Source organism: uncultured Tateyamaria sp., assembly GCF_947503385.1.
Lineage (GTDB): Bacteria > Pseudomonadota > Alphaproteobacteria > Rhodobacterales > Rhodobacteraceae > Tateyamaria.
Window position 1 is genome coordinate 697886 of record NZ_CANNDO010000001.1, and the last position, 18773, is coordinate 716658.

An 18773-nucleotide genomic window follows, 5' to 3' on the forward strand; every position below is an offset into this window, starting at 1 on the left:
CCTCATCGGTCCGGGTCCGGACCTCTTCGGCGGATGAAGGCGCGGCGCGCCTGAAGACGCATGGGAGGTGGCTATGCTGATCATGGACCACGATCGGGCTGGCGGGTATTGGGGCGCTGTATACGCATTCTGTGCCGTAAAAGGCCTGCAATGTGTGATCGACGGCCCTGTGGGCTGCGAGAACCTGCCGGTGACCTCTGTGCTGCACTACACGGATGCATTGCCGCCACATGAGTTGCCCATTGTGACCACGGGTCTGGGCGAGGAAGAGCTGGGCCGGGACGGCACCGAAGGTGCCATGAAAAGGGCTTGGGGCACGCTGGACCCGGCTTTGCCTGCGGTTGTTGTGACCGGTTCAATCGCCGAGATGATCGGCGGGGGTGTCACCCCCCAAGGCACAAACATTCAGAGATTCCTGCCACGCACCATTGATGAGGATCAATGGGAAGCGGCGGATCGGGCGATGACCTGGATCTTTACCGAGTTCGGTATGACCAAGGGTCGGATGCCGCCCGAGAAGAAACGCGAGGAAGGTGCGCGTCCTCGCGTTAACATCCTCGGCCCGATGTACGGCACGTTCAACATGCCGTCCGATCTGGCCGAGATCCGCAGACTGGTCGAAGGGATCGGCTGCGAGGTCAACATGGTTATGCCGTTGGGCGCGCATGTGGCCGAAATGAGAGATTTGGTAAATGCGGATGTCAACATCTGCATGTACCGCGAGTTCGGGCGCGGGTTGTGCGAGCTTCTTGCCAAGCCGTATTTACAAGCCCCGATAGGGGTCGAGAGTACCACCAAGTTCCTGCGCGCACTGGGGACCTTGGTGGGCCTCGACCCCGAACCTTTTATCCAGCGCGAGAAGCATTCGACGCTGAAGCCTGTCTGGGACCTGTGGCGGTCCGTGACGCAGGATTTCTTTGCCACCGCGAGCTTTGCGGTTGTGGCGAACGAGACCTATGCCCGAGGTATCCGGCTGTTCCTCGAAGAGGATATGGGCCTGCCTTGCGCCTTTGCCGTGGCGCGCGTGGCGGGCAAGAAGACCAACAACGAAGAGGTGCGCGCCTGGATGGCGCAAAAACGACCGCTCGTTGTGTTCGGGTCGATCAACGAAAAGATGTATCTGGCCGAATTGAAGGGCGGGCACGGGCCGTCGCCTGCGTTCATCGCTGCCTCGTTCCCCGGTGCCGCGATCCGGCGGCACACCGGCACGCCGATGATGGGCTATGCAGGGGCCACGTATCTGATTCAGGAGGTCTGCAACGGCCTCTTTGACGCTCTGTTTCACATTCTGCCTCTGGCCACCGACATGGATGCCGCCGAGGCCACACCGACGACCCTGCGCCGCGACTTCCCTTGGGATGCCGATGCGCAGGCCATGCTTGACCGGATTGTCGAGCAGCACCCCATCCTGACCCGTATTTCCGCCGCCAAGACATTGCGTGATGCCGCTGAGCAAGCAGCGCTGGACGCAGGTGCGGACCGGGTTGTGATCGAGACCGTGCGCGCACTTGATCCCGCTTTGGCGGGGTCGTCAGACCCAGTTTCCGAGGGAGGAACATCATGACTGACATGACGTCCAATATGGCCGCCGAGACGCCGAAAAAGCGCGCCGGTATCAAGACCGAATTCATGGTCTATTTCGCCATTATCTTTGTGGCAACGCTGCCGCTGGCCTGCCTGACATGGGCACTGGCCGCGATCAAATCGCGTTCGTTCACAGACAAGGGGCCGATGGCCCGGGCCTGGACCCAAGCGCGGATCATCACGCCGATGATCTTCAACGCTTGATCGGCAAACAGACACATACCGAATTTCTCAGCTGTCGTGCGCCTGCTGAGACATCGAACTGGACGCCTGGCAACAGGTGGACAGAGCCCGGAGGGGGCGACCCCAAAGGACCCGGCCGCGGGGAGCGCGGCGTCAGCATAACGTTCCGGAGGAATATTTATGGCTGATAATCACCTGTCTTTCACAGGTCTCACAGACGAGCAGGCGCAAGAGCTGCACGCTGTCTATATGAGCGGGCTCTGGCTTTTCACAGCCGTTGCCGTTGTCGCTCACTTGGCAGTGTTCATCTGGCGTCCGTGGTTCTGAGGAGGGATTAGCAAATGGCAAAGTTCTACAAGATCTGGCTCATCTTCGATCCCCGCCGTGTGTTTGTTGCACAGGGCGTCTTCCTCTTCTTGCTTGCAGCGATGATTCACCTCGTCCTGCTGAGCACGGGGGCGGAAGGCTTCAACTGGTTTGAAATCGCCGCTGCAGAGCGCGCGGAGTAATTCCGGTCACCAAGACAGCGCCGCGGGCGGGGTAACAGTGCGCCCCGCCTGCCCGCGGCAAACCTTTCTATTTCAAGACGGCTGACGACCCCAACGGGCGCGCCGCCAAATGCGGAGAACTGAGAGATGGCTTTGCTATCCTTCGAACGTAAGTATCGCGTCCGCGGAGGGACGCTGATCGGCGGCGATCTGTTCGACTTTTGGGTGGGCCCCTTCTATGTGGGCTTTTTCGGGGTCACGACCGCCTTTTTCGCCCTGTTGGGCACTGTGCTGATCTTCTGGGGCGCGTCTCAGCAAGGCACATTCAACCCGTGGCTGATCAACATCGCGCCACCTGACCTGAGCTATGGTCTGGGCCTTGCGCCACTGCTGGAAGGCGGCTTGTGGCAGATCATCACGATCTGTGCGACCGGTGCCTTCATCAGTTGGGCGCTGCGCGAGGTGGAAATCTGTCGCAAGCTGGGCATGGGATATCACGTCCCCATTGGCTTCAGCTTTGCCATTTTCGCCTATGTGACGCTGGTCATTTTCCGCCCGCTTCTGATGGGCGCGTGGGGGCATGGTTTCCCATACGGGATTTTCAGCCACCTCGACTGGGTCAGCAACACCGGCTACGCCTACCTGCACTTCCACTACAACCCGGCGCATATGCTGGCGGTTACGCTGTTCTTTACGACCACGCTGGCGCTGGCGCTGCACGGCGCGCTGATCCTGTCGGCGGCCAACCCCGAAAAAGGGTCCGAGGCGCTGACGCCGGATCACGAAGACACGTTCTTTCGCGACTTTATCGGCTACTCGATCGGTACGCTGGGCATTCACCGTCTTGGGTTCCTGCTGGCGATCAATGCCGGGTTCTGGAGCGCGGTGTGCATCATCATTTCCGGCCCGGTCTGGACGTCCGGCTGGCCCGAATGGTGGAACTGGTGGCTGAACCTGCCAATCTGGGGCGCGGACCCGCTGCCTGTCTATCAATCCGCGTTCGGAGGGTAAGGTCATGGGTATCAAAGCTGAATATCAGAACATCTTTACCCAAGTGCAGGTCCAAGGCACGCCCGAATGGGGCATGGACGACAACGGCACAATGCTCGAAGAGCGCGTGGGCAACCCATGGTTTTCCAAGCTGGCGGGCCTTTTTGGCAACGCACAAATTGGGCCGATCTATCTGGGTTGGACCGGGATGGTGTCGCTGGCCACGGGCCTGATCTGGTTCGTCATGGTGGGGCTGAGTATGCTGGCGCAGGTCGGCTACAGCTTTCCCGAATTGCTGAGGCAACTGTTCTGGCTGGCGCTGGAGCCGCCGTCGCCGGAATATGGGCTGAGCATTCCGCCACTGAACGAGGGCGGCTGGTACATCATCGCATCGTTCTTTTTGCTGGTGTCGGTGATGACGTGGCTTTTGCGCAGCTACCTGCTGGCGCAACAGCACCGGATGGGCAAGCACGTGTTCTGGGCTTTTGCGTCTGCCGTGTGGCTGTTTCTGGTGCTGGGCCTGTTCCGTCCGATCCTCATGGGATCGTGGAGCGAGGCGGTGCCTTACGGTATCTTCCCGCACCTTGACTGGACCACGGCGTTTTCGATCCGCTACGGCAACCTCTACTACAACCCGTTCCACTGCCTGAGCATTGTGTTCCTTTATGGTTCAGTCCTGCTGTTCTGTATGCACGGTGCCACCATTCTGGCGGTCACCCGCTATGGCGGCGACCGCGAGTTGGAGCAGATTTATGACCGCGGCACGGCCACGGAACGCGCGGCCCTGTTCTGGCGCTGGACCATGGGGTTCAACGCCACGATGGAGGGCATCCACCGCTGGGCGTGGTGGTTTGCGGTGCTGACCCCGATCACAGGCGGCATCGGCATCCTGCTCACCGGGACTGTCGTCGACAACTGGTTCATCTGGGCGCAAGAGCACAACTTTGCCCCGATGTATGACGGCGCCTACGGCTACGAAGATTACGGCTCTTACGAAGCCTTCATCGGGAAGGAGAACTGATCATGCTACCCAAGTGGTTTGACCAATGGAATAAATCCAACCCGACGAACATCTTCGGCCCCGCGATCCTCGTGGGGGCCGTCGGTGGGGCCCTGTTCGTGGCGATCCTGCTGATCACATGGGGCAACCCGGCGCAAACGGCCAGTATGCAGACCGGCCCGGCGGGCACGGGCATGTCTGTGCCGGAATACAACATCGCCCGCCTCGCCCCCGATCCGTCGATCGAGGACTATTACACCGAAGCGCCGTATGTGCCCGAAGGCGGCGAACCGCTGGCACGCGACATCTACGAAAATGTGCAGGTGCTGGGTGATCTGACCGAGGACAACTTCAATCGCGTGATGCTGGCCATGACCCAGTGGGTGAGCCCGGAACAGGGCTGTGCCTACTGTCACGGCGATGTCGATCTGGAAGAGTATGGCGCGGACAACCTGTACACCAAGGTCGTCAGCCGCCGCATGATCCAGATGACGCAGCACATCAACGAAGAGTGGGACAGCCACGTGAACGCGGTCGCCGAGGTGGGGGTCAATTGCTATACCTGCCACCGGGGTCAGAACGTGCCCAGCGACATCTGGTTCAACGTCACACCGGTGAACCAGTCGGTCGAAGGCTGGGCTGCGGTGCAAAACCGTGCCACGTCGATGAGCCAGTCCACGTCTTTGCCGTCATCCGCGCTGGAGGTCTACCTGACCGATTACGACAGCCTCGTGAACGTTCACGATCTGGAAAGCCGCGTCGCCGGTGTACCGGGCCTGACGGAGGACGTGCACACCATCCAGAAGACCGAGATGACCTATTCGCTGATGAATTACTTCTCGAACTCGCTGGGTGTGAATTGTGTGTTCTGTCACAACAGCCGGGCCTTCTACGACACGGCCCAAGTGACGCCGCAATGGAGCACGGCACAGCTGGGCCGCCAGATGGTGATCGAGCTGAACCAGGAATTCCTGATCCCGCTCAAGGATACCTATCCCGCTGAACGGCTTGGCCCGATCTATGCGGACGCGCCCAAGGCCGCCTGCCGGACCTGCCACAAGGGGTATCAACGTCCGCTTCAGGGCATGAACGTCACGGATGACTGGCCGGAATTGGTCACGACCGAGGCACCGGTTTACGAATAGGGCGTCCGCGCCCAACACCATGACACATGGCGGCAACGCCATGTGACGCCAGGCGCGGACCACTGGCTTCCTTGGTCCGGGCACGGGATCCTGAGATCCCGGTTCCCTTCCTGTTGGCTACAGGAACCTGGCGTCGTGCTTGATCCCTCAGGCACGACGCCTTTTTCGCCCAACGATGTCGCGGGCAAGGCGGCAGGGCGGTGACAAGAAAGGACGTGCGCCAATGACCGTTTCACCCTCCAAGACACCGACGCTGGACCGTGTGGCCGGGCCGCAGGACCTGAAACGGCTGAGCGATGCGGAACTGACCGCTTTGGCAAGCGAGTTGCGCACCGACGTGATCGACGCCGTGTCCCGAACCGGCGGGCATCTGGGGTCGTCGCTCGGTGTGGTCGAACTGACCGTGGGCATTCATGCCGTCTTTGACACGCCACGTGATAAGGTGATCTGGGACGTGGGCCACCAGTGCTACCCGCACAAGATCCTGACAGGGCGGCGCCATCGTATGGGGACCTTGCGGCAGAAGGACGGGCTGAGCGGATTCACCAAACGATCGGAAAGCGAATATGATCCGTTTGGTGCCGCGCATTCGTCAACGTCGATCTCTGCCGCGCTCGGCTTCACCGTGGGGCGCGACATGGGAATGCCGACGGGCGACGCGGTCGCCGTGATCGGTGACGGTTCCATCAGCGCCGGCATGGCCTATGAGGCGCTGAACAACGCAGGTCACGAGGGGCGCCGTCTGTTCGTAATCCTGAACGACAACGAGATGAGCATTGCGCCCCCCACAGGGGCCATGAGCACGTATCTGTCGAACCTCAGCCGGAATTCTCCCCTCGCTCCGCTGCACGCCATTGCCGAAGGCATGGAACAGGCGCTGCCCAAACCCATGCGCGACGGTGCGCGCCGTGCGCGCGAGATGGTGACAGGGGTTGGTAGCAAGGGCACATTCTTCGAAGAGCTGGGCTTTGACTATATCGGCCCGATTGATGGCCATGACATGGCAGAGGTGCTGAACGTCCTGCGAGCCGCCCGCACGCGTGCGGATGGGCCGGTTCTGATCCACGCCTGCACGGTCAAGGGCAAGGGCTACGCCCCCGCCGAAGGGTCCGCCGACAAGTATCACGGCGTGTCCAAATTCGACGTGGAAACAGGCGAGCAGTCCAAGAGCAAAAGCAACGCACCGTCCTATACTTCGGTCTTTGGCGCGACCCTCACGGACCTTGCGGCGCAGGACCCCAGCATTGTCGCCGTCACCGCCGCGATGCCTTCGGGCACTGGCGTGAACAAGATGCAGGACCGGTTTCCGGCGCGCGTCTTTGACGTTGGCATCGCGGAACAGCACGCCGTGACCTTTGCCGCCGGGATGGCGGCCAGCGGGCTCAAGCCGTTCTGCGCAATCTATTCGACCTTCCTGCAACGCGGGTATGATCAGGTGGTGCATGATGTGGCGCTGCAAGGGTTGCCGGTCCGCTTTGCGCTGGATCGGGCGGGGCTGGTCGGGGCGGATGGCGCGACACATGCAGGGGCGTTTGACATCGGCTATCTCACCGCACTGCCGGGCATGGTTGTTATGGCCGCTGCGGACGAGGCCGAACTGGTGCATATGGTCACCACAGCTGCGGCCCATGACAGCGGACCCATTGCATTCCGCTATCCACGCGGCAACGGGCGCGGTGTTGAGATCCCTGAACAGGGCACCGTGCTTGAGATCGGCAAGGGCCGCATGATCCAAGAGGGGCGCGACGTGGCGCTGCTGTCGTTGGGCGCGATGCTTGACGATTGCGAGCGTGCCGCCGCGCAGCTTGAGGCCGAAGGATTGTCGGTATCCATCGCGGACGCCCGCTTTGCCAAACCGCTGGATATGGAGATGATCCGCGATCTGGCATCGCGTCACGCGCTGTTGCTGACAGTTGAACAGGGTGCCATGGGTGGCTTTGGGGCGATGGTGCTGCAAGCCATGGCGCGCGAAGGCTTGCTGGACAAAGGCCTCAAGGTCCGCACGTTGTGCTTGCCGGACCGCTTTATCGATCAGGCAAGCCCGGACGAGATGTATGCCGCTGCTGGCATAGACGCCGATGGGATCATCGCCGCCGTGCGCGACGCAATGGGCCGCGACGAAACGAACGTCGTCGATCTGGCCACTGCCGGAGAATAACGCCTAGCTGCTGAGCGATCCGCGGATCGGGTTCTTGTCGGCAAAGGTGGTGGTCAGGTCGGCAACAACATCCGGCGCATCCCAATGGATCGAGTGCCCTGCGCCCTCCACAATGTGGTGGGGCAGGTGGTTCAACACCGCCAGAATGTGATCCGGCGGCACGATCAAGTCCAGCGCGCCGATCAGCACCTGTGTCGGACAGGTGGGCCGCGACAGCGCGGCCCCGTCAAACCCGCGCAGGGCCGTCAACTGATGTTCCATCGCATCGGCGCTTTGCTCATGGGGATAGGCAAGCCCGTCAGCAATTGCCTGATCAACAACTTTGGGGTCATCGTAGACACGTGGGTTGTAAAGCCACGGGTAAAGCGCACGCAGCCACGTGTCGGGCGGCGCATCGCTGCGCCGTATCGCGATCATGTTGGCAAAGAGCGCCGTGTTCCGCGCAAGCCGTACGGGTGCGGATGCCGCAATATGCGTCGAGGCCATGCGCAGCGGCACCTGTTGAGCCATGTGCAGCGCGATGATGCCGCCCATGGAATGGCCGATCACGTGGTATCGTTCGAGGCCGAGGTGATCCATAACCGCCAGCGCATCCTTGCACATAAGGTCAATGGAGACCGGCGCATCCCACGGGGTTGTCCGCCCGGTGGTGCGGTTGTCGGGACGGATGCACGTGAACCGGTGTCGCAGTCGGGCAACCAGCGGGTCCCATGTGCTGTGGTCCGACATGAACCCGGCCAACATCAGCAATGGCGGGCCGTCGCCTTCGACCGCGTAGTGCAGGGTCACGTCCGGGCGATCAAGCGTCGGCATTAAGCTCGCTCCACGTGGGCAGGATGTCGCCCGGCGCAGGTGTTGCGGCATGAACTCCCCGCGCGATGGCCCGGGCAAGGCACAAAGACGCCGCATGGCCGATCAGGCCCAGCTCGGACGGATCGGGCAGGACCTTCGCACCCATTGCAGCGGCAAAGACAAGGTCGCCGTCGCTGGGGCTGTGTGCGGGCACACAGGCCCGGGCGATGCCGTCATGGGCTGCGATGGCGACACGCTGGCACTGCGCTTTGTCCAGAGAGGCATCCGTGGCGATGATTGCAATGGTGGTATTTGCGTGCTCCATCATGGCCGTGACCTTGCGCCGGTCGATCGTGCGCCCCAGCCCGCTGGCAGGGTCCGGGCCCAGACCGCCGAATTCGCTGTCGATTTCGAACGGAGCGGCCCAGAAATGCCGGTCACCATGCGTGGTGACGCTTCCCATCGGGTTGGCGGCGACCAAGGCGCCCACGCTGATCCCGCTGTCGAGGGTCAGGGATGCCGTGCCCAAACCACCCTTCATGGCAGCCGTCGTGGCCCCGGTGCCTGCCCCGATGCTGCCGATCCCGGTGCGGGGCTCGGCGGCCTCCAGCGCGCGGCGACCAAGTGCGGGATAGGGATTGCCGGTCCAGCCGTGATCGCCACCCGCCAACAGATCGAAGAGGATGGCACCCGGCACAATGGGAACGCGCGCCGGACCCACCGGATACCCGCGCCCGACCGTGCGCAGGCCCGCCACGACCCCCGCGCAGGCCTCAAGCCCAAAGGCAGAGCCACCGGACAGCACCAGCGCATCCACCTGCGCCACCGATTTGTCCGGGGCCAAAAGGTCTGTTTCCCGCGTGCCCGGCGCGCCCCCAAGCACCGCGACCGAGGCCGTAAATGGCACGTCTGCCGTCATGACCGTGACCCCGGATTTCAGCGCCTCGTCCTGCGCGTGGCCGACCTTGAGCCCTGCGACGTCCGTGATGGCGTTTTGTGGACCTGGGATCATGAGAATTTGTGCCTCCGGCGGGGATTTTTTGGGACAGAGACGGGTCAGATGCGCGGCTTGGGTGCGGCCGTGGCTGGATCGCCGGTGTTGGGCACGCCCTTGGGTTCGATCAGCAGCACCTTGCATTCTTCCTCGGCGCGGGGTCGGTGGGTGACACCTTTGGGCACGATGAACAACTCGCCAGCTTTGACCGGGTGGCTTTGCCCTTCGAGGTCCATCACCATCTCGCCCTCAAGCACAAGAAAGAAGTCATCCGTGTCTTCGTGCAGGTGGAACGGAAATTCGCCCTGAAACTTGACGACCATCACGTCGTTGCCGTTGTAGTCTGCGACCACATGTGGGTCCCAGTGCGTGCTGAACTGGCTGAGTTTCTGGGCGAGGTTGATGGGTGTCATATGCAGCGTCCTCCGTCGATTTCGAGCGCCACGCCGGTGATCATGGATGCCGCATCCGAACACAGGAATGTGGCGGCGGCCCCCATGTCCTGCGGTGTCGAAAACCGGCCCAGCGGGATCGTGGCGAGGAACTTGGCCCGCATTTCGGGCGTGTCTTCCCCCATAAAACTTTTGAGCAGGGGCGTTTCGCCTGCCACCGGGTTCAGAGCGTTTACCCGGATGCCATGTGGTGCCAGTTCAACCGCCATGGCCTTGGTCGCGGTGATCATCCAGCCTTTGGAGGCGTTGTACCAGTTCAGATTGGGGCGCGGCGACACCCCCGCGGTCGATGCGATGTTGAGGATTGCGCCCGCCTTGCGCGCCTTGAAATGCGGCACAAGACTGCGTGCGGTAAGGTAGACAGATTTGGCATTCACCGCGAGCACACGGTCGAAATCGTCTTCGGTCACGTATTCCATGGCTTGCGGCAGATGGGTGATGCCTGCGTTGTTCACCAGAACGTCGATATGGCCAAAGGCCTGCAGTCCCGCATCCACCATCGCCTGAACGGATGCGCCATTTGCGACATCAACAGTGCAGGGTGTGCCACCGATATCGCCTGCAACTTCTTCCGCGCCGTCGCTGTTCAAATCGGCCACCAGCACCCGCGCCCCTTGGGCAGCAAAGGCGCGTGCAATGCCTGCGCCAAAGCCGGAGGCGGCACCGGTCACGATGGCGGTCTTGCCGTCAAGTTGCATAGGGCGTCTCCTTGATGAACTCGCGGATGAGGTGCAGGACCGTCGCGGGTTTGTCCGTCTCAAGCAGGTGCGCAGCCCCGTCGATCAAATGGAATTCTGCATTGGGCAACGCGGCGGCAATCCGTTCGCCAAAGGGGTGCGGCATGATCGGATCGCTGTCGCCGGACAGCACAAGTGCCGGGCACGGCACCTGTGCAAGTGCGTCGTGAAAGTCAAAGCGCCCCTGTTCGTTGTCCGGTCCGTTGTAGTGCATGGCCACCGGGTTTTTGACGATCATGCGCTGCATCATATGCGGATCAGGCACCGTGCGGGAATAGAGCGGCAGACAGATGTCAAAATAGTTCTGCCGTCCTTCAGGTGTCGGGTTGGACCAGTAGGCGCGCGCGACATTGCCCGCGACCTTTCCACCGATACGGTCAAAGGCAGCGTAGATTGTTTCGAAATCAGTGCGTGCAGTTGTGCAGGCGAGGATCAGCGCGCCCGCGTGGTCCGGGTGCTGCGTGGCATAGGCCTGCGCCACCACGCCGCCAAAGGACGCGCCGTAAACAATGGGCTTTTGCACGCCGAGGACGTCGCACAACGCACGCACGTCATCGCCCCAATGGGCAAGGGTCCAATCGGCAGGATCGCCGTCATCTGAACGGCCATTGCCCCGGTGGTCCACATAGATGATCTGCGCCAGATCGCTCAGCTGGGTCATCAGGGGACGCAGGATGGAATGGTCCGCGCCCGGCCCACCATGCAGCGCCAGTACCGTGTGTCGCTGGCGCATGAATGGCCCGTCGGGCACCAGCTTGGGGCCTTCGACATCGACAAATAGTCGGACGCCATTCACCTCGATCCGCATCAGTAGGTGGCCCGCCCGCCCGACTGGTCAAAACAGGCCCCCGTGGCAAAGCTCGCCTCGTCCGAGGCCAGCCAGCAGGCCATGGCGGCAATTTCCTCGACCGTGCCGAAACGGCCCATGGGAATTTTGGATTGCATGAAGTCGATATGTTCCTGCGTCATCTGGTCAAAAATTGCGGTGCGCACGGCGGCGGGCGCGATTGCGTTGGCGGTCACACCTGTTGTCGCAAGCTCTTTGCCCAATGACTTGATCAGTCCGATCACGCCTGCCTTGGACGCGGAATAGGCGGGCGCGTTTGGATTGCCGTCCTTGCCAGCGATAGAGGCAATGGCGACGATCCGGCCCCACCCCTTGGCCGCCATCAGGGGCGCTGCGGCGCGGCAGCAATAGAACACCGCGTGCAGGTTCAGCGCATGAATCGCCAGCCAATCGTCCACGCTGTAGTCCCACGTGGTCGCGTTCGGCCCGGTGATCCCGGCAGAACATACCAGCACATCCGGATTGGTCTCTGTCATGGCCCAGGACACCGCGTCGGCATCTGTCACGTCGATCTGCCGGGTGGTGATACGGTCCTGATCCACGTGGGTCAGGGCCGCGCCGTTGATGTCCCAAACCTCGACCGTGGCGCCTTCGGCGGCCAGACGGCTTGCGATGCCTTCGCCAAGCCCGGACGCGCCGCCCGTCACGACGCAGTGCCGTCCCTGAAACCTGTTGTCGAACATCCCCGTCCCCCCGAGCGTGCCTGCCTTTGTGCATCAATTTGCGCCGCGGGGCGTAGGGCCGCAACGGTTTTCCTGTGCCGCGCGGGTGCAATCGGCTCGCACCCGGCGGCGGGGCGCCTATGTTGGCGCTCATGCAGCGGCCTCTTTTCATCGGTTCGGACATCTATCGCGGCTCGTCTTATGGCGCGTGGCACCCCTTGCGCGTGCCGCGCGTGTCCACCGTGATGGACCTGTCGCGGGCGATGGGCTGGCTGCCGCCCGAGGTTTATGTGCCCAGCCCCCGGGTCAAGCCACAGACGCTGACGATCTGGCACACACCTGACTACGTGCAGGCGCTGCACGCGGCGGAGGCGGCGCAGGCTGTCAGCGCGGCCGTTCGGTCGCGACACGCGATTGGCACACCGTCCAACCCCGTGTTCGCCGAGATGTACCGCCGTCCCGCGACAGCGGCGGGTGGATCGCTTCTGGCGGGTGAGTTGCTGGCCCATGGTGGCATCGTCTACCACCCTGCGGGCGGGACACATCACGGGATGCCGGACCGGGCGGGCGGGTTCTGTTATCTCAACGATCCGGTGCTGGCGATCCTGTCGCTCAGGCGCAATGGTGCGCGCCGGGTGGCCTATGTGGATATCGACGCGCATCATCCGGACGGCGTCGAACACGCCTTTGGCGACGATCCGGATGTGTTGATGATATCGGTGCACGAAGAGGGGATATGGCCGCGCACCGGTGCGCTGGGCGTAACTGGCTATGGCACAACGATCAATTTGCCGGTGCCACGCAGTCTGCATGATGATGAGATGGCGCTGATTGTCGATACGCTGATCCTGCCGCGCGTGCAGGGGTTTTGCCCGGATGCTATTGTTCTGCAATGCGGTGCGGATGGGGTCGAAGAAGACCCGCAGGCCCATCTGTCCCTGTCCAATCAGGCACATTGGTCCGTCGTTCAAGCACTTATGGGCATGGCGCCTCGGCTGCTTGTGTTGGGCGGCGGGGGGTACAATCCGTGGTCCGTGGGGCGGCTCTGGACCGGCGTCTGGGGCGCGCTGAACGGGTTCGAGGTGCCGGACAGGCTGGACGCCGCGCCGGAAGCGGTGCTGCGCGGCTTGCGCTTTGATGGCAACCGGCGCGGGCGCAATCCGCCGGAACACTGGTTCACGACGCTTGCCGATCGGCCACGAAACGGGCCTATTCGGGACGACATCCGAACCCGCCTCGCAGAATTGCACAGCTGACGGTGCGTTTCGACCAAAGCCTGTAGTGGCACAACCGGCTTGCGCCTGTTATGGCCCTGCCCAGAATTTCGACAGCGAAAGGCCCGCCACATGAGCGCCACCGCCCGCAAATCAGCCCCTTTGCCCGATGATATCCGGGACATGAAAGGCGGCACACCCATCGTCAGCCTCACAGCCTACACCACGCCCATGGCGGAAATGATGGACGCGCATTGCGACTTTGTCCTTGTGGGCGACAGTCTCGGGATGGTTCTGCATGGGCTGCCGTCGACCCTTGGGGTGACTATGGACATGATGATCATGCACGGTCGTGCCGTGGGGCGCGGGGTAAAATCTGCGATGATGGTCGTGGACATGCCCTTTGGCAGCTACGAGGAAAGCCCCGCGCAGGCGTTCCGCAACGCAGCACGCATTATGGCAGAAACCGGTGCGGCGGCGGTCAAGCTCGAAGGTGGGGTCCACATGGCAGAGACGATCGCATTCCTCGTGGCGCGCGGTGTGCCGGTGATGGCGCATATCGGGCTGACGCCGCAGTCAATCAACACGCTGGGTGGCTACAAGGTGCAGGGCCGGGGTGATGCGGGTGCCGCACTTATGGCGGATGCGCGGGCAGTCGCAGAGGCTGGCGCGTTTTCGGTTGTGCTGGAAAAAGTGCCCGCAACGCTCGCAGACGAGATCACCGCAGCGATCCCGATCCCTACCATTGGCATCGGGGCGTCGGCAGGCTGTGACGGCCAGATCCTCGTGGTCGACGATATGCTGGGCCTGTTCACGCGGTTCAAGGCCAAGTTCGTCAAACGCTATGCCGAATTGGCGAGTGATGGTGAAGCCGCGATTGCGGCCTATGCTGCGGATGTGCGCGCGCGCAGCTTCCCGGCTGCCGAACACGTCTTTGGCGACGCGGACCCCAAGAGCAACGCATGACAGCCCCCATCGTTCGGACCCGCGCAGAGCTGCGCGAGATGGCGCAGCTTTGGCGCCGCGCAGGCGAAACCATCGGTGTTGTGCCGACCATGGGCGCGCTGCATGACGGACACCTGAGCCTTGTTGCGCGGGCCAAGGAGATGTCGGACCGGGTGATCGTTACGATCTTTGTGAACCCCAAACAGTTCAACAATCCCGAAGACCTCGAAAACTACCCGCGCACGGAACATGAGGACGCGCGCAAATTGGAGCGGTTTGCGGTCGACGCGATCTATGTGCCCGACGGGGCGCAAATGTACCCGGACGGGTTCGCCACGACCGTGCGTGTCGAGGGGCTGACGGATGTTCTGTGCGGGGCGCACAGGGCGGGACATTTCGACGGGGTCGCAACCGTCGTCACCAAGCTGTTTACCCAGTCGTCTGCGGACCTCGCCTTTTTTGGTGAAAAGGACTTTCAGCAATTGCAGGTGGTGCGCCGTATGGCCCGCGATCTGGATTTGGGCGTCGACGTGGTGGGATGTCCCACCATCCGCGAAATTGACGGGTTGGCGATGTCGTCGCGCAATCTGTTGCTGTCCGATCAGGCGCGCAGCCGGGCATCCGCCTTGTTCGATGTCATGGAGGACATGGGCGAGGCGCTTCAGTCCGGGCAGGCCATGGATGCGCTGCTGCCTGCGGCGCAGGCGCGTCTGGCTGCTGCGGGCTTTGGCGACATTGATTATCTGGAACTGCGGACAAACGACACGCTACGGCTAATCCACCGTGCCGAAGCACCGGCCCGACTGTTCGCGGCCGCGTGGATGGCGGGCGTTCGGCTGATCGACAATATCGACGTTCCCGCAGTGACATAGGCGCGTATTGCCTAGCTCGGCAAGAGAAGGCGTTCCAGCGCGGCTCCCATGACCTTGGCGCTGTCCAGCATGTCCGTGATACCAACCCATTCATCGGGCTTGTGCGCCAACTCCAGCGCGCCGGGGCCGTAGGCGATGCAATTGCGCAGTTTGCCGATCCGATCGATGTGCTTTTGATCGTAGGATCCGGGCGAGGCGACATAGGTGGGGGCCACACCCAACACATCTTCGATTGCCGCGTGAATTGTCTCTACCACCGGGGCCGTTTTGTCCGTCATGGACGGCAGAACAACGTTCAATTCGCGCATTTCATAGGCGAACCGATCCCGCGACATGCGCAGCCGTTCTAGCAAGGCCACCACCTCGCCCCGCACATCATCCAAGCGCTCTTCGACGAGAAAGCGCCGGTCGATCACGATACGGCAGCTGTCGGGCACGCAATGGGTCGGCAGACCGTCATAATCGGGTGGTTGTTCGGGTTGGCCGCCGTGGATCGCATTGATGTTCATGGTTGATTGCCGCGCGCCATCGGGCACCACAGGCATCTCGGTGCGGCGCTGGGCCATGGCGGGGTAGAGCTCGGTCTCGAACGCGTCCAACACAGCGCCCATGTGACGGACGGCGCAGTCCCCGAGAAAGGGCATCGAACCGTGGGCAATTTCGCCCTTGGTTTCGATTTCCGCCCACCAGCCGCCGCGATGGCCAAGGCAGATACGGTCCTTGTTCAAAGGTTCCGGGATAATGACATGCTGCACGCGCGCGGGGTCGAAATAGCCCTGTTCAGCCAGATAGGCGACGCCGCCATAGCCGCCGGATTCCTCGTCTGCGGTGGCGCTGATCTCAATGGCGCCGCAAAAGGTGTTGTGTTCTGCGACGAACGCCTCGGCGGCGATGATCGCGGCGGCCAGCCCGCCTTTCATGTCGCAGGCCCCGCGCCCGTAGATGCGATCCCCTTCGACGTCGCCGCCAAAGGGGCTGCGTGTCCAGCCGAGGCCGACATCAACCACGTCGTGATGCCCGTTGAAATGGACGCAATCGCCAGGGTCGGTGCCCGCGTACCGGGCCACCACGTTCCAGCGCGGATAGCGGTCGCTGTCACCGGGAGTGCCGGTGGCGCGCACCAGTTCCACGTCGAAACCCGACCGGCCCAAGCGGCGGGCGAGCAGGTCGCAGATGTCGCGATAATGCGCTCCCGGCGGGTTCAGCGTCGGGATGCGGATCATGTCCTGCGTCAGCGCAACAAGGTCGTCACGCGCGCCGTCGATGCGGGTGCCGAGGGTCATGGCCACGAGTGTCGGGTGTCGCACCGGGATTGGCAAGGGTTGGCCCGGCGCAGCCCGGCCCTTCGGGGAGGATTTTTGGGGGAGAGAGACGGGGACGCTTGCGCCCTGCCGTTAGAGCTTGCCCAGTGGCACCTTGAGCGCCATGTCACCGTGATCGTCGCGGGGCACTTCGCCTGCGCGCATGTTCACCTGCAGGGCGGGGATGATGAGGTTGGGCATCGCCAGTTGCGCATCGCGTTCGGTGCGAAAGCGGATGAAGTCGTCACGGGTCTTGCTGCCGCCCACGTGGATGTTGTTTTCGCGCTCCTCGGCGACGGTCGTTTCCCACGCGATGGCGCGCCCACCGGGGCCGTAGTCGTGGCAGATGAACAGGCGCATATCGCCGGGCAGGGACAGCACGCGCTGAATGCTGTCATAAAGCTCGCCTGCATCGCCGCCGGGAAAATCCGCGCGGGCCGAACCGCCATCGGGCATGAACAGCGTATCGCCGACAAAGGCGGCGTTGCCCATCACATGCACCATACAGGCGGGCGTATGTCCCGGCGTGTGCATGGCAAAGCAGGTCATGCCGCCAACTGTGTAGGTATCGTTATCCTCGAACAGCGCGTCGAACTGGCTGCCATCGCGCTGGAATTCCGTCCCCTCGTTAAAGACCTTGCCAAAGGTGTCCTGCACCTCGGTGATCTTTGCGCCAATGCCGATCTTGCCCCCCAGCGCCTGCTGGATATAGGGCGCGCCGCTCAGGTGATCGGCATGGACGTGGGTTTCGATGATCCATTCCAGCCGCAGATCATGGGCGCGGATATGCGCGATCATCGCGTCCGCCCCGTCAAAATTCAGCGCGCCGGCGGCATAGTCGATGTCCATCACCGCGTCGATCACGGCGCAGCCCGGTCCGTCCGGTTCCTGCACCACATAGGAAATGGTGTTGGAGCGTTCGTCAAAAAACGGCGTCACAATCGGGCGTTGGGTCATGTCGGGTGTCATGGCGGGCCTCCTGAAAACAGATTGCCTTTGTTGCATGTATTTTGCCACGCTTAACTTGTGCGCGTGTTGATCTGACGCAAGCCGCTTTGCGACCCGTCAGGACCCGTCTGTCTGAAACCCTTCGCGTCCAACGCTGGTATAGGCGACAAAGCCCGCGCGTTTGGCGTCCTTGACCGCGTATATGTTGCGCAAATCGGCCAGCCGCGGCACGGCCATGCGGCGCGCCAGCTTTTTGAGGTCCAGCGCGCGAAATTCGTTCCATTCGGTCAGGATGACCAGCATCTCGGCGTTCTGGACGGCTTTGTGAGCGTCCTCCACCCATTGCACGCCGGGCAGAAGGGCTTCGCCTTCGCGCTGGCCTTGCGGATCCACGACGCGCACCTTTGCTCCCGCACCGATCAGGGCCGGGATGATCGTCAGGCTGGGGGCGTCCCGCATGTCATCGGTGTTGGGTTTGAAGGTCACGCCCAGAACCGCCACCGTTTTGCCCGCCAGTTGCCCATCGCAAAGATCGAAGATCTTGTCGATCATCCGCCGCTTGGTCTCTTCGTTGACCTTGATCACCGTTTCGGTGATTTGCATCGGCACGGCGTGTTCCTGCCCGATACGGGCCAGCGCCTTGGTGTCCTTGGGGAAACACGACCCGCCATAGCCGGGGCCTGCGTGCAGAAATTTGTTGCCGATGCGCCCGTCGAGGCCCATGCCCTTGGACACTTGTTTGATATCCGCACCGGTGCGTTCGCACAGCGCCGCGATTTCGTTGATGAAGGTGATCTTGGTCGCCAAAAACGCGTTGGCGGCGTATTTGATCATCTCTGCGCTTTCCAGATCGGTCGTCACGATGGGAAAGTCGCGCAGAAACAGCGGTCGGTAGATGTCTGCCATGACCTCTGCCGCCTGGTCTGTCTGAACGCCGACCACGACGCGGTCCGGTTTCATAAAATCGTCAATCGCCGCCCCTTCGCGCAGGAATTCGGGGTTGGACGCGACGTCGAAGTCCAGCTCTGGGTTGGCTTTGCGCACCGTCTGCTTGACCTGTCGGTTGGTGCCCACGGGCACGGTCGATTTGGTGACGATCACGACATAGTCCTTGGCCAATGCGGCGATCTCCTCGGCGGCGGCCATGACATATGTCAGATCAGCATGACCGTCGCCCCGGCGGGTGGGCGTGCCCACCGCAATGAACACGGCATCCGCCCCATCGACCGCCTCGGCCAGATCGAGGGTGAAGGACAGGCGGCCCGCCTCCACATTCTTTGTCATCAGGGCCTCAAGCCCCGGCTCGTAGATCGGCACCGCGCCTGCCTTGAGCTTGTCGATTTTGTCAGGGTCCTTGTCGACGCAGACCACGTCGTGCCCAAAGTCGGAAAAACACACCCCCGACACGAGGCCCACATAGCCCGTCCCAATCATCGCAATCTTCATGGCCTGCCCGCCGTG

Annotated in this window: 20 protein-coding genes; 11 read left to right on the forward strand and 9 right to left on the reverse strand. The window is 62.5% G+C overall.

The window, feature by feature from the left end; translation table 11 throughout:
• The first annotated feature begins 73 nt into the window (after positions 1–73).
• The 8 genes from bchZ to dxs all read left to right on the forward strand — a co-directional run bounded on the left by bchZ (position 74) and on the right by dxs (position 7548).
• A complete protein-coding gene (gene bchZ, locus Q1A85_RS03400) occupies positions 74–1564 on the forward strand; it encodes a chlorophyllide a reductase subunit Z (RefSeq protein WP_299685079.1) in 1491 nt (496 codons plus the stop codon).
• Complete coding sequence (pufQ, locus tag Q1A85_RS03405; protein ID WP_299685081.1) at positions 1561–1788, forward strand: cytochrome PufQ; 228 nt, start codon at positions 1561–1563, stop codon at positions 1786–1788. The genes bchZ and pufQ overlap by 4 nt, the downstream gene beginning before the upstream one ends.
• Before the next feature lie 159 nt (positions 1789–1947).
• Positions 1948–2094 (forward strand): light-harvesting antenna LH1, beta subunit, encoded by a 147-nt coding sequence (gene pufB / locus Q1A85_RS03410; RefSeq protein ID WP_299685083.1) that lies wholly within the window; start codon positions 1948–1950, stop codon positions 2092–2094.
• Between the two features lie 14 nt (positions 2095–2108).
• Positions 2109–2276: a light-harvesting antenna LH1, alpha subunit gene (pufA, locus tag Q1A85_RS03415; protein WP_299685085.1), complete on the forward strand. Its 168-nt coding sequence runs from the start codon at positions 2109–2111 to the stop codon at positions 2274–2276.
• 126 nt (positions 2277–2402) lie between these two features.
• The gene (pufL, locus tag Q1A85_RS03420; RefSeq protein WP_299685087.1) at positions 2403–3266 is read left to right on the forward strand and encodes a photosynthetic reaction center subunit L; all 864 of its coding nucleotides are present in this window, start codon (positions 2403–2405) and stop codon (positions 3264–3266) included.
• 4 nt (positions 3267–3270) lie between these two features.
• Positions 3271–4266 (forward strand): photosynthetic reaction center subunit M, encoded by a 996-nt coding sequence (gene pufM / locus Q1A85_RS03425; RefSeq protein WP_299685089.1) that lies wholly within the window; start codon positions 3271–3273, stop codon positions 4264–4266.
• Positions 4267–4268: 2 nt separating this feature from the next.
• A complete protein-coding gene (pufC, locus tag Q1A85_RS03430) occupies positions 4269–5390 on the forward strand; it encodes a photosynthetic reaction center cytochrome PufC (RefSeq protein ID WP_299685091.1) in 1122 nt (373 codons plus the stop codon).
• Between the two features lie 223 nt (positions 5391–5613).
• Entirely contained in the window at positions 5614–7548 is a 1935-nt protein-coding gene (gene dxs / locus Q1A85_RS03435) for a 1-deoxy-D-xylulose-5-phosphate synthase (protein ID WP_299685093.1), read from the forward strand.
• A gap of 3 nt (positions 7549–7551) precedes the next feature.
• Here the strand turns inward: dxs and Q1A85_RS03440 are convergent, their stop codons facing one another.
• Genes Q1A85_RS03440 through Q1A85_RS03465 form a run of 6 tightly spaced genes read right to left on the reverse strand, consistent with a single transcriptional unit; the run spans position 7552 to position 12053 of the window.
• Positions 7552–8361, reverse strand: coding sequence for an alpha/beta fold hydrolase (locus Q1A85_RS03440; RefSeq protein ID WP_299685095.1), 810 nt, complete (start codon positions 8359–8361; stop codon positions 7552–7554).
• Positions 8348–9352 carry a P1 family peptidase gene (locus tag Q1A85_RS03445; protein WP_299685097.1) on the reverse strand — a complete coding sequence of 335 codons (1005 nt, stop codon included), beginning with the start codon at positions 9350–9352 and terminating at the stop codon, positions 8348–8350. Before Q1A85_RS03445 ends, Q1A85_RS03440 begins: the two co-directional genes overlap by 14 nt.
• Before the next feature lie 44 nt (positions 9353–9396).
• Positions 9397–9747: a cupin domain-containing protein gene (locus tag Q1A85_RS03450; protein WP_299685099.1), complete on the reverse strand. Its 351-nt coding sequence runs from the start codon at positions 9745–9747 to the stop codon at positions 9397–9399.
• On the reverse strand, positions 9744–10484 hold the full coding sequence (locus Q1A85_RS03455) for an SDR family oxidoreductase (RefSeq protein ID WP_299685101.1): 741 nt from the start codon (positions 10482–10484) through the stop codon (positions 9744–9746). Before Q1A85_RS03455 ends, Q1A85_RS03450 begins: the two co-directional genes overlap by 4 nt.
• Positions 10474–11331, reverse strand: a complete 858-nt coding sequence (locus tag Q1A85_RS03460; protein ID WP_299685103.1) for an alpha/beta hydrolase — start codon at positions 11329–11331, stop codon at positions 10474–10476. Before Q1A85_RS03460 ends, Q1A85_RS03455 begins: the two co-directional genes overlap by 11 nt.
• Positions 11331–12053 (reverse strand): SDR family NAD(P)-dependent oxidoreductase, encoded by a 723-nt coding sequence (locus tag Q1A85_RS03465; RefSeq protein WP_299685105.1) that lies wholly within the window; start codon positions 12051–12053, stop codon positions 11331–11333. Before Q1A85_RS03465 ends, Q1A85_RS03460 begins: the two co-directional genes overlap by 1 nt.
• A 131-nt stretch (positions 12054–12184) precedes the next feature.
• On the opposite strand from Q1A85_RS03465, the gene Q1A85_RS03470 reads away from it, so the two are divergent.
• The 3 genes from Q1A85_RS03470 to panC all read left to right on the forward strand — a co-directional run bounded on the left by Q1A85_RS03470 (position 12185) and on the right by panC (position 15063).
• A complete protein-coding gene (locus Q1A85_RS03470) occupies positions 12185–13288 on the forward strand; it encodes an acetoin utilization protein AcuC (RefSeq protein WP_299685107.1) in 1104 nt (367 codons plus the stop codon).
• Between the two features lie 90 nt (positions 13289–13378).
• Complete coding sequence (panB, locus tag Q1A85_RS03475; RefSeq protein WP_299685109.1) at positions 13379–14212, forward strand: 3-methyl-2-oxobutanoate hydroxymethyltransferase; 834 nt, start codon at positions 13379–13381, stop codon at positions 14210–14212.
• Positions 14209–15063, forward strand: a complete 855-nt coding sequence (gene panC / locus Q1A85_RS03480) for a pantoate--beta-alanine ligase (RefSeq protein WP_299685111.1) — start codon at positions 14209–14211, stop codon at positions 15061–15063. Before panB ends, panC begins: the two co-directional genes overlap by 4 nt.
• 11 nt (positions 15064–15074) lie before the next feature.
• On the opposite strand, the gene Q1A85_RS03485 is transcribed toward panC, so the two are convergent.
• The 3 genes from Q1A85_RS03485 to Q1A85_RS03495 all read right to left on the reverse strand — a co-directional run bounded on the left by Q1A85_RS03485 (position 15075) and on the right by Q1A85_RS03495 (position 18758).
• Complete coding sequence (locus tag Q1A85_RS03485) at positions 15075–16346, reverse strand: acetylornithine deacetylase/succinyl-diaminopimelate desuccinylase family protein (protein WP_299685113.1); 1272 nt, start codon at positions 16344–16346, stop codon at positions 15075–15077.
• A 111-nt stretch (positions 16347–16457) separates the two neighbouring features.
• Complete coding sequence (locus Q1A85_RS03490; RefSeq protein WP_299685115.1) at positions 16458–17333, reverse strand: MBL fold metallo-hydrolase; 876 nt, start codon at positions 17331–17333, stop codon at positions 16458–16460.
• Between the two features lie 96 nt (positions 17334–17429).
• On the reverse strand, positions 17430–18758 hold the full coding sequence (locus tag Q1A85_RS03495) for a UDP-glucose/GDP-mannose dehydrogenase family protein (protein ID WP_299685117.1): 1329 nt from the start codon (positions 18756–18758) through the stop codon (positions 17430–17432).
• Between the last annotated feature and the right edge of the window lie 15 nt (positions 18759–18773).

What these genes read in the sequence shown, in the direction of transcription:
- pufL (WP_299685087.1), top strand. Translation starts at nt 2,403, where the DNA reads ATGGCTTTGCTATCCTTCGAACGTAAGTATCGCGTCCGCGGAGGGACG.
- Q1A85_RS03485 (WP_299685113.1), bottom strand. Translation starts at nt 16,346, where the DNA reads ATGACCCTCGGCACCCGCATCGACGGCGCGCGTGACGACCTTGTTGCG.
- pufM (WP_299685089.1), top strand. Translation starts at nt 3,271, where the DNA reads ATGGGTATCAAAGCTGAATATCAGAACATCTTTACCCAAGTGCAGGTC.
- Q1A85_RS03455 (WP_299685101.1), bottom strand. Translation starts at nt 10,484, where the DNA reads ATGCAACTTGACGGCAAGACCGCCATCGTGACCGGTGCCGCCTCCGGC.
- Q1A85_RS03440 (WP_299685095.1), bottom strand. Translation starts at nt 8,361, where the DNA reads ATGCCGACGCTTGATCGCCCGGACGTGACCCTGCACTACGCGGTCGAA.
- Q1A85_RS03445 (WP_299685097.1), bottom strand. Translation starts at nt 9,352, where the DNA reads ATGATCCCAGGTCCACAAAACGCCATCACGGACGTCGCAGGGCTCAAG.
- dxs (WP_299685093.1), top strand. Translation starts at nt 5,614, where the DNA reads ATGACCGTTTCACCCTCCAAGACACCGACGCTGGACCGTGTGGCCGGG.
- Q1A85_RS03460 (WP_299685103.1), bottom strand. Translation starts at nt 11,331, where the DNA reads ATGCGGATCGAGGTGAATGGCGTCCGACTATTTGTCGATGTCGAAGGC.
- Q1A85_RS03465 (WP_299685105.1), bottom strand. Translation starts at nt 12,053, where the DNA reads ATGTTCGACAACAGGTTTCAGGGACGGCACTGCGTCGTGACGGGCGGC.
- Q1A85_RS03470 (WP_299685107.1), top strand. Translation starts at nt 12,185, where the DNA reads ATGCAGCGGCCTCTTTTCATCGGTTCGGACATCTATCGCGGCTCGTCT.
- Q1A85_RS03490 (WP_299685115.1), bottom strand. Translation starts at nt 17,333, where the DNA reads ATGACACCCGACATGACCCAACGCCCGATTGTGACGCCGTTTTTTGAC.
- pufC (WP_299685091.1), top strand. Translation starts at nt 4,269, where the DNA reads ATGCTACCCAAGTGGTTTGACCAATGGAATAAATCCAACCCGACGAAC.
- pufA (WP_299685085.1), top strand. Translation starts at nt 2,109, where the DNA reads ATGGCAAAGTTCTACAAGATCTGGCTCATCTTCGATCCCCGCCGTGTG.
- panB (WP_299685109.1), top strand. Translation starts at nt 13,379, where the DNA reads ATGAGCGCCACCGCCCGCAAATCAGCCCCTTTGCCCGATGATATCCGG.
- pufB (WP_299685083.1), top strand. Translation starts at nt 1,948, where the DNA reads ATGGCTGATAATCACCTGTCTTTCACAGGTCTCACAGACGAGCAGGCG.
- bchZ (WP_299685079.1), top strand. Translation starts at nt 74, where the DNA reads ATGCTGATCATGGACCACGATCGGGCTGGCGGGTATTGGGGCGCTGTA.
- pufQ (WP_299685081.1), top strand. Translation starts at nt 1,561, where the DNA reads ATGACTGACATGACGTCCAATATGGCCGCCGAGACGCCGAAAAAGCGC.
- panC (WP_299685111.1), top strand. Translation starts at nt 14,209, where the DNA reads ATGACAGCCCCCATCGTTCGGACCCGCGCAGAGCTGCGCGAGATGGCG.
- Q1A85_RS03450 (WP_299685099.1), bottom strand. Translation starts at nt 9,747, where the DNA reads ATGACACCCATCAACCTCGCCCAGAAACTCAGCCAGTTCAGCACGCAC.
- Q1A85_RS03495 (WP_299685117.1), bottom strand. Translation starts at nt 18,758, where the DNA reads ATGAAGATTGCGATGATTGGGACGGGCTATGTGGGCCTCGTGTCGGGG.